Source organism: Pseudoalteromonas sp. G5_S1_14_S5 (assembly GCF_054968605.1).
In genome coordinates this window covers 1-868 of the sequence record NZ_JBQKUM010000200.1, presented here as the reverse complement: position 1 = coordinate 868, position 868 = coordinate 1, and the positions used below count along the sequence as shown (strand labels likewise).

Sequence of the window (868 nt, the reverse complement as noted above, 5' to 3'; positions counted from 1 at the left end):
CGAAGGCTCTGGAAAGTGCCGCAATAAAGGGTGATAGCCCCGTAGTCGACATCTCATCATCAGTGAAAACGAGTAGGGCGGGACACGTGATATCCTGTCTGAATATGGGGGGACCATCCTCCAAGGCTAAATACTACTGACTGACCGATAGTGAACCAGTACCGTGAGGGAAAGGCGAAAAGAACCCCTGTGAGGGGAGTGAAATAGAACCTGAAACCGTGTACGTACAAGCAGTAGGAGCACCTTCGTGGTGTGACTGCGTACCTTTTGTATAATGGGTCAGCGACTTAATTTTAGTAGCAAGGTTAACCGTTTAGGGGAGCCGTAGGGAAACCGAGTCTTAACTGGGCGTACAGTTGCTAGGATTAGACCCGAAACCAGGTGATCTAGCCATGGGCAGGTTGAAGGTTGAGTAACATCAACTGGAGGACCGAACCGACTAATGTTGAAAAATTAGCGGATGACTTGTGGCTAGGGGTGAAAGGCCAATCAAACCTGGAGATAGCTGGTTCTCCCCGAAAGCTATTTAGGTAGCGCCTCGGACGAATACTACTGGGGGTAGAGCACTGTTAAGGCTAGGGGGTCATCCCGACTTACCAACCCTTTGCAAACTCCGAATACCAGTAAGTACTATCCGGGAGACACACGGCGGGTGCTAACGTCCGTCGTGGAGAGGGAAACAACCCAGACCGCCAGCTAAGGTCCCAAAGTATAGCTAAGTGGGAAACGATGTGGGAAGGCTCAGACAGCCAGGATGTTGGCTTAGAAGCAGCCATCATTTAAAGAAAGCGTAATAGCTCACTGGTCGAGTCGGCCTGCGCGGAAGATGTAACGGGGCTAAGCTATACACCGAAGCTGCGGCTACGCA

The 868-nt window shown here is 51.2% G+C and carries 1 rRNA gene; it reads left to right on the top strand.

From position 1 onward, the window contains the following. Positions 1-868, top strand: a 23S ribosomal RNA gene (locus ACTRWI_RS22535); the annotation flags it as partial.